Source organism: Bradyrhizobium sp. Mp19, assembly GCF_029952935.1.
Lineage (GTDB): Bacteria > Pseudomonadota > Alphaproteobacteria > Rhizobiales > Xanthobacteraceae > Bradyrhizobium > Bradyrhizobium elkanii.
The window spans coordinates 276159-294164 of sequence record NZ_JASAUT010000003.1; the positions used below are offsets into that span (position 1 = coordinate 276159).

Consider the following 18006-nt stretch of genomic DNA (forward strand, 5'->3'; position numbering starts at 1 on the left):
GATGACTACCCTGCTTGTTTGTCGGACGATCTCGCGCGGTCAGTTCCGCGCGAACGGCATGATGTGGTTGTCCTCGAACCGCGCCCAGATGTAGTCCCCCGCCGTCAGCGCATCGTGCTTGTCCTGCGCGAACGGCTTCTCATAGGTCTTGATCAAGCCGTCCACGCGGTCGATGGCGTAGAAACCGTCACGGACGGCGGTCGGTTCGGTGCCACCGGCCTTTTCGATTGCTCGCGCAATGACCAGGATGGAATCGTAGGCGTTGGCGACGCCAACCGCCGGCGTCACGTCCGCAGGCCCCTTGATGTCCGAATACTTCGCCTGCAAGGCCGACATCACCCGCTTGCCGACCGGCGACAGGTTCCCGAAGAAGCTGTAGGTCTGGACGAAAATCACGTTCTCCGCGCTCGGCCCGGCGAGCTCGGTGAAGCGGCCGCCGGCCGGCCCCCAATGCGAAACGATCGGTGGCGCCCAGCCCATGCGGTCGAGCGATTTCACCACCTGGGAGGACGGTCCGACATTGCCGACCAGGTAGAGCGTATCGGCGCCCGCCTGCTTCAGCCGCGACAGCTGGGACACGACATCGACGTCGTTGCCTTCGAACTTCTCGACGCCGGCAGGCTCGATTCCTGCGGCCTTCAATGCCGCCTTCAGGCCATGCTCGTTCGACTCGCCCCAAGGATTGTTGACCAGGATGAGCCCGGGCTTTTTCGCATTGTAGGTCTTGCGCGAGAACTGGACGATCGCCTTGTCGACCTCATCGTCCATGGCCGAGACGCGGAACACGTAGTTGGACGGCGCGCCGTTCCGCGTGATGTTGGTCCCGGCGGCCCACGGCACCACGAACGGCACCTTGACGTTGTTGACGAACGGCACGATGGCGAGCTCGACCGGCGTGTCGAGACCGCCGACCAGGACCGCGACCTTCTCGCGCTGAATCAACTCGCGCGCGGCGATCAGCCCTTTCGCCGGATTGCTCTCGTCGTCGCGGCGGACGAGCTCGAGCGGACGTCCAAGCACGCCGCCCTTCGCATTGATTTCCTCGATGGCAATTGTCGCTCCGCGGGTCAGCGCCTCGCCGGCGCGCGCCGACTGTCCCGACAGGGCGGTCACCAGGCCGATCTTGATCGGTTCGGCCGCGCGCGTGCCAGACGCGAACGGCAACGCGGCCAGCAGGATCGTCGCTGCGGCGTGCCAAACCGGCCAACGACGCGCAGGTCCGGACGAAACTATGCTCCTGAAGTTCATCTTCGGTGTTCCTCCGCTGATGGCGGCCTCGGCATCGAAGCCGCCAGTTCCTCCGCTGCCGCTTATGCGCGGACTTGACGGAAGTAAAAACTTTCTTCAAAAATATTCCGATGTCAAGCGAGCGATCAGCCGCGCGGAGAAAATTCCGATGGACCCAAGGAATGTCGAGGCCCGCGACGTGTTGATCTCGATCGCGGAAGATGGCGACCGCCTGTCGCGCGGGGAAGCGGTATTGCGCTCGGATTCTGTCGGACCGGCCCTCGCGGCTCACGGACGCTATCGCTACAGCGCGATCGGGCAACGCTCGGATTTCAATTGGCCGCAAGGGCGGCGGCTTGCCGTCTATGTCGGCCTCAACCTCGAGCATTTCGCATTCGGCGACGGGCTCGGTGCCGAGCTCTGCCCCGGCGGTCCGCATCCGGACGTCCTCAACTACGCCTGGCGCGACTATGGCAACCGTGTCGGCGTGTGGCGCCTGATCGAGCTGTTCGACGAGCTGGAGCTGCCGCTGTCGGTGCTCGCCAACAGCAGCATGTATCACTACTGCCCCGAAGTCATGGAGGCATTTCGCTCCCGCGGCGACGAAATTGTCGGTCACGGCCGCACCAATTCCGAGCGCCAGGGTGTGCTTACGCCCGACGAGGAGCGTCAATTGATCGCGGAGGCGACCGATGTCATCGCGCGTGCCGAAGGGCGGCCGCCGCGCGGCTGGCTGGGGCCCTGGATTTCGCAATCACAGGTCACACCCGATCTGCTGGCCGAAGCAGGCTACGAGTACCTGCTCGACTGGTGCATGGACGATCAGCCGGTGTGGTTCTCGACGCGGAACGGCGGCCGCATCCTTTCAGTGCCCTATCCGCAGGAGTTGAACGATATCCCCTCGATCGTCGGTCGCAAGGACTCCGGTGAGCAGTTCGCCACCATGATCACCGACACGTTCGAGGAGATGCTGGCACAATCGAAAAGGCAGTCGCTCGTCATGGGAATTGCGCTGCACCCCTATCTGGTCGGCCAGCCGCACCGCCTGCGTCCGCTGCGCCGCGCCCTGCAGACAATCCTGGCGCGGCGTGACGAGATCTGGATCACCACCGCTGGAGGCATAGCCGCGTTCTCGCGCGCACTGCCCGACGGCATCGTCCCAACATGATGAAAACAAATCGGGACCCGATCGCCTCGCCGTTGCAACGAACCGGAGACGACCAGTGAGCACTGCCGACACGCTGTTTCGAAACGCCCGACTGGTCGATGGGCGCACCGTCGATATCGCCGTGCGCGATGGCCGCATCACCTCGATCGCGTCGCACTCGCAATCGCCGGTCGCGGCCGGCGAAACCCTTGATCTGGCCGGACGCCTGGTGTTGCCGGGGCTGGTCGATGGTCATATCCACCTCGACAAGGGCTTCGTCGGCGACGATTGGAAGTCCCACCGCCCCTGCACCGCCGGTTTCAGCGTGCGCGAGCGCGTCAAGTTCGAAAAGGAGGCGCTTGCCGGCGCCAGGCCGATTGCGGTGCGGGCGGCGGCGCTGATCGACCTCTGCGCCGCGCACGGCACGACCCAGATGCGCAGCCACGTCGATATCGACCTTCAGGTCGGGTTGCGCAATCTCGAGCAGGTCATGGCGGCGCGCGACGCGCACCGCGACAAGGTGTCGGTCCAGATCGTCGCCTTTCCGCAAAGCGGCATCGCGACGTCGCCGGGCGTGGCCGGACTGCTCGACGAGGCGGTTCGCGCCGGCGCGGACCTGGTCGGCGGCCTTGATCCGGCGGGTTACGATGCCGACATCGACGGGCATCTCGACGTCATCTTCGGCATTGCCGACCGCCGCGGGGTCGGCATCGACATTCACCTGCATGACGGCGGCTTGCTCGGTATCTTCGAGATCGAGAACATTGCACGCCGGACGAAGGCCCTCGGGCTCGGCGGCAAGGTCACGATCAGCCATGCCTATGCGCTCGGCGAGGTGCCGCGTGACGTCGTTCAGCGCACCGCGCAGCTGCTCGCCGAGGCCGGGGTCGCGATTTTGACCAACGCGCCCGGAGCGCATGCGTTTCCGCCGGTGCTGCTGCTGCGCGATGCCGGCGTCAATGTGTTCGCCGGCAATGACAACATCCGCGATTCCTGGTGGCCCTATGGCGACGGCGACCTCCTGGAGCGCGCCATGATCGTCGGCTACCGCTCCGGCTTCAACACGGATGCCGACCTGGCGGCCGCCTTCAACATGGTAACCACCAACGCCGCGCAGGCCCTCGGCCTCCCGGACTATGGGGTGGCCGAGGGTGCGGCGGCGGACTTCGTCGTGCTCGACGCGCAGCACGTGCAAGAGGCCGTGGTGGCCCGGCCCAGGCCGCGCGACGTCTACAAGAATGGCCGACTTGTCGCGCATGGCGGCACGATCGTGACGGCGGCGTGCTGATGTGGATGTGGAGACCGGAACATCGGGAAGGTTACCCCTTGACGAGCCACCGCAATAGCGATCTCAATCCCGCGAGCCTGCGCGGCAGGGCCCCGCATCCCGTTGAACATGATGGGCGGGGACATATTGTCCGCGCAGGGCTCGTACAACCTGAGAAAAGCTTGTCCCGTGACTGAAACGACAGCATCGACCACCCCGGCCCGCAGCGCCACGCGCGGCAGACGGGCACGCGATTCCGCGTTGACGAAGGAAGCGATCCTGCACGCGGCGACGTTCGAGTTCTGCCGCAACGGCATTGGCGGGGCTCGGGTTGAAGCCATCGCGAAGCGCGCCAAAGCCAACATGCGGTTGCTGTACGCCTATTTCGGCGACAAGAACGGCCTTTATCTCGCCGTGCTCGAACACGTCTACACCGAGATCCGCGCGGCCGAACAGCAACTCAAGCTCGACGACCTCGATCCGGTCGCGGCCATGCGCGAGCTGATCAACTTCACGTTCACCTTTTTCGGGGCGCACCAGAACTATATTGCGCTGATCAACAATGAGAACCTGCAGCGCGGGCGCAACCTGCGCAAATCGCGCAAGATCGCCGACCTCACGCTGCCCTTGGTCGCGAGCATCGAAAACATCCTTCGCCGGGGCCTCGCGGTCGGGCTGTTCCGCAGCGACGTCGATCCGGTTCAGCTCTACGTCACGATCACGGCCATGAGCTATTTTCATGTCTCCAACCGCTACACGCTGTCGGCGATGTTCGACAAGGATCTGGGAGAGCCGGACTGGCTGGAGAAACGTCGCCACCACGCGCTGGACGTGATCATGACCTGGTTGACGGCGACGGCGGCCGCAAGCGAGGGAAAACGGAAACCGCCCGCGGCCAGAACACCGGCCGGCGCCGCTCGCTAGCTCGCGCGCGGCAAAATTCCGAACAGCCTGCAGGTAAGCGCTAAGGGTGCTCGCTTCACCGGGCAGCGACGACGCCGTCGCTGCGGGGATCGCTGGCGCCCTCGAGCAGTCCATCCGGGTGCCAGACGATTGCGCCGGCGTGGCCCATGAATTCCTCGAACGCCCCGACCACCTGGATGTCGTGGCCGAGCGCCCGCAGCGCGTCGACGACGGCAGGATCGAAACGCGATTCGATCTTGAGATTGTTGTTCTCCTCGCCCCATGTGCGACCGAGCAGCCAGCGCGGCGCGGTCACTGTCGACTGAAGGTCCTGACCGTGCAACGCGTAGCGCGTGAAGATCGCCGCCTGGGTTTGCGGCTGCCCTTCGCCGCCCATCGTGCCGTAGGACAATAGCCGGCCATCGCTGAGTTCAGCCATTGCGGGCTGAATGGTGTGGAACGGCAGCCGCCCAGGTTCCAGGCGGTTGATATCGGTCTCGGCGAGACCGAAGCTTGTCCCACGGTTCTGCCAGGTGACCCCGCTTTGGGGCAGGATGACGCCCGAGCCAAACTCCCAATAGATGCTCTGAATGAAGCTGACGCTAAGGCCGTTCCGGTCGGTCGCAGCGAGCCAGACCGTATCGCCCTGGGCCGGCGGGTCAGGCCAGCGCGCTGCATGATCGACGGCGACGGTCTTTTCGAGCGCCGCAATGGACTCGTCGGTAAGAAACCCGGCCGCCGACCGCGCCATGTAGTTGGGATCGGTCACGTAGCGATTGCGGATGCGGAACGACGCCTTCGTGCTCTCGACCAGCCGATGCAGATGATCGACCCCGTCCGCCTCCTTCGCCATGCGCCGGGCATAGAGCGCAAGAATCAACAGCGAGGCCAGGCCCTGCGTCGGCGGCGGCATGTTGAACACCTTGTGCCCCGCCACATCGACCGACAGCGGCGTCACCAGTGAAGCTTGATGCTGCTCCAGATCGGATAGGCGGAGCGGGCTGCCGAGCCGTTCGAGATCAGCCGCCATCGACCGCGCCAGGTCGCCGCGATAGAAATCGGAAAGGCCGGCTTGCGCCAGCTGCCGCAACGTGTCTGCCACGCGCGACTGCCGCAACCGCGTGCCGACCGCAAGCGGAGCGCCATGCGGCAGATAGACTTCGGCAAAGCCCGGCACGTCCTGCAGTTCAGCGCGCTTCTTCGTGGTGTTGTCGTGCAGAGTCTGGGTCACGGCGACGCCATCGGCGGCATAGCCGATCGCAGGCTCGAGCAGCCGCGACAACGGCATGCGCCCCCCGTGGCGATCGCGGCTGAGTTCATAGGCCTTCTGCCAGCCATCGACGGTCCCGGCAGCGGTGAGTGCCGCGAGCGGTCCGCGGCTTGGGATGGTGCTGCAGCCATGCTCGCGATACCAGGCGCGGCTGGCGGCCTTCGCCGACTGTCCGCACGCCTGGATTCCGACCGGCGAAGAGCCCGCCCGGCCGACCAGCCAGAAGCTGTCGCCACCAAGGCCGTTCATATGCGGATAGACCACCGCGATCGTAGCGGCGGACGCAATCATCGCCTCGACCGCATTGCCGCCCTCGGAAAGGACGGCGAGCCCGGCCTGCGCCGCAAGGTGATGCGGCGCGGTCACCATTCCGCTATAGCTTCGCTTGGTCTGCAGCATGAACGCGTTCTCCGAAAACTGCAGTTTGTAATAATATTCTTACTTACATTGTCAAGCGGCCGTCGCCTGGCTGCGGCGGCGCGAACGCTCTGCTGGCGGAGTGCCGCGCGAGGCGGATCGAAGCGAAAGCGGAAATCGGCCGCGCAAAGCTGCGTGTCAGCGGCAGCGGGGCGGGTCGCCGAATTCCCGGAGGTCCTGAATCTGTTCCGAAAAAGATGCAAAAAATGTAGTCTCCCGAACCATGGCGACGATCCACGAATTCGGCCCCTACCGCCTCGACGCGGAAGCCGTGATGTTGTTTCGAGAGTCCGAACCGGTCGCGCTCGGGCGGCGCGCGGTGACGCTGCTTCGGCTGCTTGTCGAGCAGGCCGGAACGCCGGTTTCCAAGGACGCATTGATGCAGGCGGCCTGGCCGGGCCTTGCGATCGAGGAGAGCAACCTGACGGTGCAGATCGCCGCTCTGCGGCGGGTATTTGCCGACGTCGCGGGCGGTGCGACCTGGATCGAGACCCTGCCGCGCCGCGGCTACCGCTATGTCGGGCCACTGGTCGCTGTCGAATCCGGCGCCGGCCTGCCCACCTCGCCGGCAATAACAGTGCCCGATGGGCCGTCGCTTGCAGTGCTGCCGTTCTCGAATCTCAGCGGCGATCCCGCGCAGGAATATTTTTCCGACGGAATCACGGGAGACATCATCGCCGAACTGTCGCGCTTCCGCTCGCTGTTCGTTGTCGCCCGCCACTCCAGCTTCGCCTACAAGGGCAAGACGCCCGAGATCAAGCAGGTCGGCCGCGAACTCGGCGTCAGGTACGTGGCCGAAGGAAATGTGCGCAAGATCGGCAGCCGGATGCGGGTGACCGTCCAGCTTCTCGATGGCGCGAGCGGTTACAATCTCTGGACCGAGCGCTACGACCGCGAACTCGAAGACATCTTCGCCCTGCAGGACGAGATCGTCCGCGCAATCGTCGCAGCCCTTCCGGGCCGGCTCGAGGACGCCGGCCGCGAGATCGCCAGACGCAAGCCGACCCCGAACATTACCGCGTATGACCTGGTTCTGCTGGGCAACGAGCGATGGCGTCAATTGACCGTGAAGGGCATGGCGGAAGCCAGGCAGTTTTTCCGGGACGCAGTCGCGCTCGATCCGCAATATGCCCGCGCTCACGTCAACATTGCCTGGACGATCGTCTGCGACGTGTTTCTCGAATCGCCCGGCACGGCGAAGCTCGACGACGCGCTGAGCGAGATCGAGACCGCGCTCGACATCGACGGCGGCGACGCCTGGGCCCATGGCGTCTTCGCGCAATTGCTGTTCCTGCGTCGCGAGGATGCCAAGGCTGAAATCCATTTCAGCCGGGCTCTGGAGCTCAATCCAAACGACGCCGATGTCGCCGCCGTTTTCGCGAACATTCTGGTCTACTGGGGACGGTGGCGAGAGGCACTCACATGGATCGGTGCGGCCAAACGACTGAATCCCTTCCCGCCCAATCTGTACCACTGGTACCACGCGCTCGCGCTCTATTCGGGGCGCCGGTACGATGAAGCAGTCAAGACGCTGATGGAGGCGCGATCCCCCGACCGCTGGTCGCACAGTCTGCTTGCCGCCTGTCATGCGCAGATGGGTCGGCACAGCGAAGCGCGATCCGAAATTGAAGCGTTCGTCACGGAGCGTTGTCGTGAAATGAGCGCGAACGGCGCAACGCCGCCGGCGAACACCCTCGATCTCGTTCGAGCGCGGGCCGAAAGGTACAGAAATTCAGTCGATCGCGAGCACTTCCTCGACGGCTTTCGCAAGGCCGGCCTATCGGGCTGAGCCGATCGGAATATGGCGTGGGGCAATTCGAGGCCCGTGGTAGCGGGGGAGCGCCACCGCCTTTCCCCACACCCAGAGAATCCACGGCAACTTCTGCAATCTTTCGCCCAATATCGAATCGCAAACGCTTCCGATGCGCGCCGTGCGGAAGTTCTTTATGGAGGTCGAGGACGAAGGGGAGCGTCTCCGCGGAACAACGCAGCGTCTGATCTCTGAATCTTTTGGATCTGGCCTGGGATCAGCTCAATCTGAGGAGATTGAGAATTGGAAAACTCCAAGAAGGCGTCCGTGGTTTCGAATATTTGACCCACGAGCCCGCGATGCTCTGGTTCGATGATGGAGTAAATGTCGGGTTTGTCGCACCTCCACCATCCTGACCATAGTCCCGCTTTCTTCTCATTGGGATCAAAAATAAGGATGAGCGCCCCGCCGTCCTCATAGATGAGCTCAGCGGGCACGCAGCCGCGTATAATCAACGTTTGCAGAACGTGGCAAAACTCGTACCCAAATACGTATACATCAGGCTTTAACTTAACGACGATAGGTTGGTCTGCGTTATCGTACCCGAAGGAGTCGGTGCTGCTTGGCGGTTTAATCACTTTGATGCTTCCCGCGCTTGCGCCATGAAGCGAATCGCTTAGCTGCCCGCTTGGGATCAGTGATCCTGGTTGGTCAGCCTATACGTCAGGCGCTCACCTCGATACCCCGGGGAGCATTAGCCGCCCGTGCCCGACGCTCTGAGATACGTCGCTCTATACCGCGCCGGCGATCGGGTATCGGAACCTGCGAATCCCGCACGTTGCTCCTTCGCCTGACAAGAATTCGCCGATCAGCCACCCTGCGTTCCGAAACCACTATTCGGGCGTCTCTCCGCACTACGCTTGCCGATCCGGCGATCGCTCTCTCCGGACGGGCGGCGTAAGCCCTGCGCGCCACCACTTCGCGGAGCGCCAGCCAGATGAACTCGCTGTTGGTGGAAAGATATCGCCGCCATAATTTGCGCGGCTCCATCATCAGCCGCCAGAACCACTCGAGACCGAGCGATTGGAATAGCCGAGGAGCGCGCCTGATGAAGCCGGCCAAGACGTCGAAGCTGCCACCCACCCCCAGGATGACGGGAACTTGCAGCCGATCCCGATAGCGCTCGCTCCACACCTCCTTGAACGGAGACGGCAAGCCGATAAAGAGAATGTGGGCACCGCTCGCTCGTATCTCATCCACGATAGTTTCGTGCTCATCCGGACCGAAGTAGCCGTTCCGGAAACCAGCGATCTTCAGTTGCGGAAAGCGCGCCTCGCAGACGCGCGCGAGCTTTTCGACCACTTCCTGATGCGCCCCTAGAAAATAGACACAAAGTCCGTTGGACGCGGCAGCCGTTAGAAGTCCTTCCATCAGATCGATGCCGGCCACGCGTTCCGGCATGTGTTGACCTGACGCCCGTATTGCCCAGACCACTGGCATACCGTCTGCGACCGTCATATCCGCCGCGGAACATGCGTGCGCCAACTCCACGTCTCGCCGCATCATGCAGAGATGCGACGCATTGATCGTCATGACGATGTGGGAATTGCTCGAGCGGCGACAGATATCGACACAGCGCTGCGCCGCCTGATCGAGCGTAACCGCATCAAATTCGACGCCCAATAGGCTTACGTGTTGCTTCATCTGCTCAACTTCCCTGCGGCGATTGCCGGCTGGCTTGCCACCGAGCCACTTGCTCGGCGTCCAGGCGAGCCGTGGCAGCTCGTTTACCCAGTCTCAGGCACGCGTGCTGATAGGTGCGAAGAAAACGTCTGAACTCGGGGTCATTGTAGCGCGGCAACCCCTTTGCCCAACTGCTGAAGTAACCCCAAAGCATCGCGATGCTTCCGATGAACATTGGGTGCGCACGAAGACGGGAGGCCGCCACCGCCAGATAGTAAAACGGCGAGGTGCCCATGAAATACTGACCGAAGCCAGCACGAATTCTGCCTGCCCAGATGCTGTTCTGGCTGGCCCCTTGCGGACGAAGGTGGACGAACCGGATTGGTTCTGAATCGACGCTCTCGGCGATCCAGCCCAGCATTCTGGCGCGGTGGCAATCGATGCCATCCCACATGACCTGTCGCACGAACCCCCCGATCTGCTGGAAGCACGCAACGCGATAGAATTTCGTCATTCCAACCGACATCTCGTCGCCGCAGACCTCGGGCACGAGCTCGCCGGTTTGGGGATGAACGAACCAGGGTTTGCCGGAGGTCGTTCCGATACGTGGATTGCCCTCCATTCGCTGCATCAGCAGTTCGAAGTAGCGAGGCGGCAGGTCGAGATCCATATCAAGCTTGCACAAATAACCGAAGTCGCCGAGCGGCACTTGATCAAGACCATCATAAAACGCCTCAATCACGCCGGGCCCCACCCGCCGGTGGCCTCGGTCCTGACGGCGCACGACGCGCAGATAAGGCAATCGCACCGCATACTCTTCCAGGATCCGTGGCGTCTCGTCGGTAGATCCGTCGTCAACGACGATCCACAGCGCAGGCGGCACCGACTGTGCAGCCACGCTGTCCAGCGTGCGGCGGAGATAGGGTCCCTCATCGCGGCAGGGCGAAATCAGCGCATACCTGCGCGGCGCCGCGTTGCGCGGAGACCCTGAAGCACTGTTAAGCTCGTCCACAGCCTTACTCCCGGTAATATCCTTCGGACCTGACCCCATTTCTTGCCTCGATGGTTCTGAGCTCAAGAGGGTCAATCTGGTTGAGCACGATGGTCGACACGCGCTCACGGATGAGCTGCGTTACCGACAAGGCTTCGAGCACGCTCGTACGCTTGGTCTGACCGCATTCCACAACGAAGACGAACTCATCGATGAAGCGCTCGATCAGCCTTGCGTCGACCACCGACATGATCGGCGCCACCTCCACCACGATGTAGTCATAGGATTTCCGTGCAACGGCGAGCAGGTTTTCCATTTCCTGCGAGCCCAGGAGCTCCGCGGCGTTTGGAATCCTGACCGTGCACGCATTTGGCAGGACATCCAGCCCCGAATGCGGCCGCTTGCAAACAAACTCGTCAAGACGAGAGGGATCTTCCAGCGCGTCGAAAAGCCCGACCTTCGCATCCGGGGAAAGTGCAGTCGTGAGATTCCGGAGATGAAGGTCGGCATCGATCAACAGCGTGCGCGATCCAGAGGACGACAATATGAGCGCGGCAAGATTGGCGGCAACGACTGTCTTTCCCTCTTTCGAAACCGCCGACACGACGCCGATGACTTTGCCCCCGGTCGCGGCGGACGAACGGTCGAGCATCGCCTTCACATTGCGAAGGCCTTCCGCGAAGCGCGAGAAGGGGGCAGCAAGGACATGCTCCTCGATTGGCAATTGACCAGCGTAGACGAAGGGCAGTCCGATGCACCGTGTTTCGGTCACCTGTTCGACGGCCTTGGGCGTACGGAATACGTCCGCCATCCATTCACGTCCGAAGGCAGAGCCTATGCCGAGAAACAGGCCAAGAAAAATGCTGCCTGCCGCCACGATGAGGGTCTTCTTGGAACTCTTTGTCAGCGGCGGAACTGCTCTTGCGATGATCTGCGCACTCTGGGCCGGAAGCGTCTCAGCCTGCGCCGCCTCGATCTCCTTATGCTTTTGCAGGAAGCCACTATAAAGATTGCGCAGCGCCTCGGCGGCGCTCTCGAGTTCGCGCAGCCGGCTTCCGGTCTCCGCGGAAAGCTTTGCGGCCGTGTCTTCGAGTTCGGTCTGTCGTGCCTTGGCGACTTCGTATTCGCTGGCGTAGGAATCGGTAATGCGCCCCTCGTCGGACCGAATGGCAGCGTCAACGCTGTTCAGCTGCGCACGAAGCTTGACGACAGCCGCGTGCTTGCGACCGACGCGAGCTTCCATTTCCGCAAGGCGAGACGCAAGGTCGCGCTTTTGCGTGCGGAGACGTGCAAGTTCGCTGTTGTTGAGCGCGAAGTTGATGACTGCCGCCCGCCTGTCGTTGAACAGCGCATCCGTCGACACGGCTGACGGAATCCCGTTTGCCTCTGTCCGCTTGATACGGTCGAGGCGCTCCTTTGCCTCGACTGCCGCGAACTTGGCATTCATCAGTTGGGTATTCAGACTTGCCAGGAGCTCGGTGTCCTGCGCGCCAGTGCTACTGAGGTTGTTAGCCGTCTTGAAGTCCTGCAGCGCCTTGTCCGCGTCGGCTACCTGCTTCTTCAGCTCGATGAGCCGCTCCTGCAGCCATCCGCTCACCTTCTGCGTCGACTTCAATTTTGCGTCCTGCAGGGACGCGAGATAGCTATCCACGATGCCGTTGGCGATCTTCGCGGCCTTCTCCGCACTCTGCGACTCGACCGTCACATTGATAACGTTGGCGACATCCTCTCGCGCAATTGTCACGCGCTTCAACAGAGCTTCGAGAGCAGCTCGTTCAGCCGCAGCTGTGGCTGCCGCCGTGCTGGCGCTCCCGTCTGTGGCGCTCGCAAGCGCAGATCGGCCGGCAAACTCGCTATCACTGGCCAGATTCAGCGAACGAATGACCGGCAGCATTACCCTGTCGGATGAAAGTACGTAAAGCTGACTGCCGACCTCCACTTCGTCCATCGTCGGTTGATCCACGATCTTGTTGGTCTGCAGATAACGATTGAGACTTCGATCGATGAGGATGCGCGCACTGCTCTTGTAGGGCGCCTTCATGACAACAACGGAAGCCCCGGCGACCGCCAGCCCAATCAACAGTCCGATAACGGGCAACCGCCATTCACGGCGCAGAACGTCAACGACGTCCCACAAGCCGAAAGTCGGTCGGGCCGCCGCTGGCGGACCGTAGTCTTCCGCAAGCGGCTGGCCGTATTCCTGAATGACCAATTGATTGGTTCTGGTGTCCATGGCTTCGTCTGATCAGTGGGCCGGTTGGGGAATCGACGGCGGCGGCGGTCTCGTATGCATCTCGGTATTCGACAAAAGATTGACGCTCGCTATGCCATCAGCTGGATGTTTCGGCCGACGGACATTCAGAAGATCATGCACGATCAGTTTGCTGGCGCGCCCGTCACCGAACGGATTGGCACCGAGAGACATGGCTTCGTGCTCCGCTGGCACATCGAGCAGGCGCTCGACGCCCGCAACAATGCGAGCCGGGTCGGTGGTGACCAGGCGAGCTACGCCGGCGTCAACGGCCTCCATGCGCTCGCTGGTATCTCGCATGACGAGCACGGGCTTGCGAAGCGCCGGTGCCTCCTCCTGAATTCCACCGGAATCGGTGAGGATGAGATATGAGCGCGTCATGAGGTAGACGAACTCGGGATAGTTCAAGGGTTCGATCAGGAAGATATTCGACGCATCGCGCAGATGATCAAATACCGGCCCGCGCACGTTCGGATTCAGATGAACGGGATACACGATCTGAATGTCGTCCCGCCGACTGATCGTCTTCAATGCCTCGCAAATTTGCCGGAACCCGGATCCAAAGCTCTCGCGCCGGTGTCCGGTCACGAGAACAAGTCGCTTCGACGTATCGAGCCATGAGTATTTCACCTCGAGCGACCGGCGAAGCTCGCCCGGTTGAGCGATATTTGCGGCCATGCGAAGCAGCCCGTCGATCACGGTATTGCCGGTGACAATGACGGCCTCTGGTGGATAGCCTTCCTTCAGCAGGGCAGAACGCGCACGCGACGTCGGTGCATAATGCCTCGTCGTAACGACCGCAGTGACTCGCCGATTGGCCTCCTCCGGCCATGGACTCATGAGATTGCCGGTTCGCAGTCCCGCCTCGACATGCCCGACACTGACCGACCGGAAGAACGCGGCAAGTGCGGCCGCCGTACTGGTTGCGGTGTCACCCTGTACAAGAACGTAGTCCGGCTTGTAGTCGGCGATGATCGGATCGATTCCGGTCATGACCGCGCTGAACACTTCGCTCAACGACTGGTTGGGTCGCATGATGTTCAGGTCGTAGTCAGCCTTCAGCGAGAACGCCGACATCACATCGTCGAGCATCTGACGATGCTGGCCCGTCACGCAGACGCGCGTTTCAATTCCTTCTGCTTCGCCCAGCGCCAGCACAAGCGGTGCCATCTTGATCGCCTCTGGACGAGTACCAAATACGCTAAGAATACGCATGAAGCCCGACGCCGCCTGTGTTCAAAAATTTTGCCGTTTTGAATATTCTTGCCGTGTCGAAATGATGCGGCACGCTACCGGATTTTCCCGACGCGTTCATCGCCAACGTTGGCTCGGCACATGTTAAATGAAATTTATAGCTAATTCTCGGGGTTGCCGCAGAGGGCGTTGCGCATCATCGAAGCCGGCTGTTGTCAGGCGGTTCCAGATTTAACTTTTTCGGGTTAACGCGCATCCAGTGATTGTCCGCTGACGTTTCTTCACTACCGCCGGCGAGTTCCAGATTTAACTTCTCCAGGTTAACGCGCATTCGCTGTACCGTTCGCAATCGTCATCGATGCATCCTCGGGCTTGCATTCGCAACGGCTCGGCGAGAATGCCCACGCGTGCAATGAACTCCAATGACAGGCTCGCATTATCCAATTTCGGGAAAACTTGGACAAAACAAGATTAAATAGCGTATGTGGACTTGCGTTGATTGGCACCGTCCGTGACGACGATCACCGCGCAACCCGCTGCTGGTCGGGGGATTCCGGAAGTCGTGTGGCCGGCACTTTCCGGCATTTGATAGATCGGAGGCAGCGCCTCGTGGAAGGCAAGGTTTTACTCCTCTCGCAGCGTCGGATTTCCGATCTTGTCGCATTTTGCCTCAGCTATGAGTTCGAGGACAATTTGGCGGCGATGACGCGCGCCGATCGGCTCGATGTTCAAGATCGTGCTGCACTGGAGTTCTCGCGGCGGGTCTACAAGTGGACGCGCCTTGCCTCAGGATCGACCAAACTGGCGGGTGTGCTGGCACCCTCCCCGCCGCAGTTGCGGCTGCAACGCGATTACGAACTGTTCTTTCCGATCTTCAGCAATGCGTATCAGCTCCACGCGCTCGCCGCAATTCCCGACTGGCGCAAGCGGTGTCGCAAGGCCGCATGCTTCATCACTGAAGTCTGGGCAGACGACATCCCGGAGTATCTGATCGAGCTCCTGTCCGGATTTGATCATATATTCGTCGGCCTGCATCACTGCGCACCGCAGATCGCGCGCATAGCGGGTCGACCGTGCAGCTATCTGCCGCTGGCTGTCGACGTGGAGCGGTTCGCGCCGAAGCCCGAGCAGCAGCGATCGATCGCCGTGTGCAACATCGGACGTCGTTCGGCGACGACCCACGCCGCGTTGCTGGCCGGCGCCGAGAGAGAGCGCTTCTTCTACTACTACGACACTGTGGCGGCGAGCGGTTCGAACCGGAAGGAAAGGACGTTCCGGGTCGACAATCCGGAAGAACACCGCATCATGATTGCGAATATCCTCCAGCGCAGCCGCTATTTCATTGCCAATCGCAGCCACGTCAACAACCCGGAGTTCACGGCCGGCCGTGACGAGATTTCCGCTCGCTATTATGAAGGTGCAGCAGCCGGGGCAGTGATGGTCGGAGAAGCGCCGCGCACCGAAGAATTTGCACGGCAGTTCGACTGGCCCGACGCCGTCATTCATGTGCCCTTCGATTCGCCGGACATTTGCCAGATCCTCGAAGCGCTGGACGCAGACCCGGCGCGACTGCGAGCGGTTCAGAACGCAAACGTCCGGGAAGCCGCGCTGCGGCACGATTGGCTCTACCGCATACAGACGGTATTCGACATCCTCGGTATTGCTCACACCGACCAGATGAGCGCACGAGCCAACCGTCTGCGCCAGATCGCCGGATCCTTTGAGCTGCCAGCAGCCGCCTGAAATTGTTCACCTCGAGTGATACGGAGCAATGCGGCATTTCCGCCGGTTTATGGTTAACGCCCTGTTAAGTGGCGGCTGCTACATCCCAGCAGGTAGGCGATCTCGATCATATGATCGCCAGGGTGTCGCGAACGTCCGCAACGGTGGACAAACGTCAAGCTGCGTATCCAGGCATGAAACGCTCCAGTCAGCTTCCCTCGGCTCAAGCGGCCACCCTGAATGCGCCGCCTTTGCCACGTCAGGCAGACAGGCTTGCTGCACCTCTGCGACGGCGTGGCGCCTGGACGCAATTCGTCGAAGCCCGCCTGCGCGAGCCCGTAAATCCGGAGCGCGATCCCGCCGGACCGCCAGACAGTCCGCCCGACAAGCAACCGACGGTCCTTGGCGAGGATCCGGGCTTGCCGAACGGTGGACCGACGAATGAAGCTCATCCGCTCCTTGACCTGGAGCAACCCCGGCAGCCGATTGTGGTCCCGCAGGATGAGGTCAGTCGGCGCCTGAATGAGGCCGCGGAGAACATCGGACGCCGGACGAACGTGACTCGGCCCGATGCCGGACCAGACGATCTGTCCATCTCCCCTGCGGCCGATCCAAACGATGTTTCAGCGGAGGAATCCGACAACCGCCTGCAGCCAGCACCACCGGACTCGCATGCCGGCTCAGCCGTAGCCCTGTACACGACTGAGGCAGATGAAGGAGAGGGATTCAGTCCGGCCGCGGAACCAGGTTCGAACTCGGTGCCACCGGCGTCAATCCGTCTAGCAGCGCAACCGCCCGTGCACACCAGCACTGCCGAGGCGAGCGTCGCGGTGCAGGGACAGCAGACGATACTAATCGAGAAGCTGATCGCCGAAGAACTTCAGAGCTCGCCGCGGGACCGACGTTCGGTCACCAGCGAATGGAAAGTGCGCAACTTTGTATGGTTCCTCGCTCCAACAACGGTTCTGCTCGCGATTGGGACCGGAATGCTCATGCGGGGCAATGTTGCATCCCTGTTCAGCACAGCACCCCAGGTTGTCAGCCATTCGAACGCGACGCCCGTTCAGCCGCCACCGCAAAGCAGACGCAAGCTGAAACCGGCAATTGCCACTTTCGTACATCGTGCTCCGATCGAAGCAGCCGCAACCGCACCACCCGCGCGTTCACTGCCGACGACATATGGGATTTTTGCGTCAAGCAACGGGCGGATGATCCGGCTCGAGCCGATGAACATCCGCCTTCCCGACAGCCGGATCGCCGTGTCGGTATTGACCACGAAGCCGGGCACCGTTGTGGTGCCGCACGGCCCGCTTTCGTTTGTCGCGTATCAGCGCGAGCTTATGACAAGCGCGCCCGACAATGCACAATTACGCATTCTCGCCCAGGTCGCACGAACAGCGTCGTCGCCGGCAGTCGCTATGGCCAACGATGCCTGGGCGATCCGGTCCGTTTCCGTCGACCTGACCGTAGCGCCGGTCCCTGAAAACCGCGAGATGGTCGAGCTGCAGCCAGTGAACCCCGATCTCGTCCTCTCACCCGGCCGTTACGTGCTGGTCTTCAAAAACCAGGCCTACGACTTTGTCGTAGCCGGCAAGGTTACCGATAAGGCACATTGCCTCGAGAGGGCGGAAACGCCGGACGGCGACAGGTTCACCGAGTGCCGCAAGCTCCCGTAATGTAGGGCGGCCCGGTCCTAGGGCGGCGTCGACGCGACCGCGGCTGGCGGCAACTTGGTTGCCTTCGCAGCGGCGGCACCGACGCTGAGCTGGCCGGTCCTACGCCAAAGCAGCAGCCCTGCTCCGCCGCCGATCGTACAGATCGCAAGCAGCACAATTTCCCCGCGCCCCAATCCTCCAGAGATCAGCGCGTAGGGCAGCATGCCCAGCCCCATCCAGAAGAGCTTTTGCCACTGGTAGGAGTCGTACCTCTTGCCAAGATTGCGACGCTTGAACCACAGGTCTTTCGCTTCGCGCGAAAACGGAAGAACACGCCGGCACACGGCCGGCACAAGGCGAAGCGCGAGCAGCAGGGCAAGAAACATCGGCAACGCGACCACGATACGATCGTCGCCGGCTGACAGCAGTCGGAACACCGGCAGAATGCAAAGGCCGAGGCCGATCCTCAGGAATGCCCCGGCGGGCCACGTGTCCAAGTTAATCAGGAAGCGCTCAAAGGAGGTCATGG

General features: G+C 62.1%; 13 protein-coding genes. 6 read left to right on the plus strand and 7 right to left on the minus strand.

What is annotated here, in order from left to right; translation table 11 throughout:
• Nucleotides 1-39 precede the first annotated feature (39 nt).
• On the minus strand, nucleotides 40-1164 hold the full coding sequence (locus QJT82_RS06270; protein ID WP_028338425.1) for an ABC transporter substrate-binding protein: 1125 nt from the start codon (nucleotides 1162-1164) through the stop codon (nucleotides 40-42).
• Between the two features lie 103 nt (nucleotides 1165-1267).
• On the opposite strand from QJT82_RS06270, the gene QJT82_RS06275 reads away from it, so the two are divergent.
• From QJT82_RS06275 to QJT82_RS06285, 3 genes are all read left to right on the plus strand, one after another.
• Nucleotides 1268-2395, plus strand: a complete 1128-nt coding sequence (locus QJT82_RS06275) for a polysaccharide deacetylase family protein (RefSeq protein WP_028338424.1) — start codon at nucleotides 1268-1270, stop codon at nucleotides 2393-2395.
• Between the two features lie 55 nt (nucleotides 2396-2450).
• The gene (locus QJT82_RS06280; RefSeq protein ID WP_028338423.1) at nucleotides 2451-3662 is read left to right on the plus strand and encodes an amidohydrolase family protein; all 1212 of its coding nucleotides are present in this window, start codon (nucleotides 2451-2453) and stop codon (nucleotides 3660-3662) included.
• A gap of 126 nt (nucleotides 3663-3788) precedes the next feature.
• Nucleotides 3789-4565 (plus strand): TetR family transcriptional regulator, encoded by a 777-nt coding sequence (locus QJT82_RS06285; protein ID WP_245288611.1) that lies wholly within the window; start codon nucleotides 3789-3791, stop codon nucleotides 4563-4565.
• 55 nt (nucleotides 4566-4620) lie between these two features.
• Here QJT82_RS06285 and QJT82_RS06290 read toward each other — a convergent pair whose 3' ends face one another.
• A complete protein-coding gene (locus QJT82_RS06290) occupies nucleotides 4621-6213 on the minus strand; it encodes a gamma-glutamyltransferase family protein (RefSeq protein ID WP_028338421.1) in 1593 nt (530 codons plus the stop codon).
• Between the two features lie 241 nt (nucleotides 6214-6454).
• Here QJT82_RS06290 and QJT82_RS06295 point away from each other — a divergent pair, with 241 nt between their 5' ends.
• Nucleotides 6455-8020 (plus strand): tetratricopeptide repeat protein, encoded by a 1566-nt coding sequence (locus QJT82_RS06295; protein ID WP_028338420.1) that lies wholly within the window; start codon nucleotides 6455-6457, stop codon nucleotides 8018-8020.
• Between the two features lie 684 nt (nucleotides 8021-8704).
• On the opposite strand, the gene QJT82_RS06300 is transcribed toward QJT82_RS06295, so the two are convergent.
• The 4 genes from QJT82_RS06300 to wecB are packed head-to-tail and all read right to left on the minus strand — an operon-like array spanning nucleotide 8705 to nucleotide 14121.
• Nucleotides 8705-9685, minus strand: a complete 981-nt coding sequence (locus QJT82_RS06300) for a WecB/TagA/CpsF family glycosyltransferase (RefSeq protein ID WP_028338418.1) — start codon at nucleotides 9683-9685, stop codon at nucleotides 8705-8707.
• A 4-nt stretch (nucleotides 9686-9689) separates the two neighbouring features.
• Nucleotides 9690-10676, minus strand: a complete 987-nt coding sequence (locus tag QJT82_RS06305) for a glycosyltransferase family A protein (protein WP_051447705.1) — start codon at nucleotides 10674-10676, stop codon at nucleotides 9690-9692.
• Between the two features lie 4 nt (nucleotides 10677-10680).
• Nucleotides 10681-12888, minus strand: coding sequence for an AAA family ATPase (locus QJT82_RS06310; protein ID WP_028338416.1), 2208 nt, complete (start codon nucleotides 12886-12888; stop codon nucleotides 10681-10683).
• Between the two features lie 12 nt (nucleotides 12889-12900).
• Nucleotides 12901-14121: a UDP-N-acetylglucosamine 2-epimerase (non-hydrolyzing) gene (wecB, locus tag QJT82_RS06315; RefSeq protein WP_080686625.1), complete on the minus strand. Its 1221-nt coding sequence runs from the start codon at nucleotides 14119-14121 to the stop codon at nucleotides 12901-12903.
• Between the two features lie 588 nt (nucleotides 14122-14709).
• Between wecB and QJT82_RS06320 the strand changes: the two genes are divergently transcribed.
• Together QJT82_RS06320 and QJT82_RS06325 are read left to right on the plus strand one after the other, a co-directional pair.
• On the plus strand, nucleotides 14710-15843 hold the full coding sequence (locus QJT82_RS06320; RefSeq protein ID WP_028338414.1) for a glycosyltransferase: 1134 nt from the start codon (nucleotides 14710-14712) through the stop codon (nucleotides 15841-15843).
• 173 nt (nucleotides 15844-16016) lie between these two features.
• Nucleotides 16017-17498, plus strand: a complete 1482-nt coding sequence (locus QJT82_RS06325; protein ID WP_155258323.1) for a hypothetical protein — start codon at nucleotides 16017-16019, stop codon at nucleotides 17496-17498.
• A 17-nt stretch (nucleotides 17499-17515) separates the two neighbouring features.
• Here QJT82_RS06325 and QJT82_RS06330 read toward each other — a convergent pair whose 3' ends face one another.
• A complete protein-coding gene (locus QJT82_RS06330; RefSeq protein WP_028338412.1) occupies nucleotides 17516-18004 on the minus strand; it encodes a hypothetical protein in 489 nt (162 codons plus the stop codon).
• Nucleotides 18005-18006: the final 2 nt, after the last annotated feature.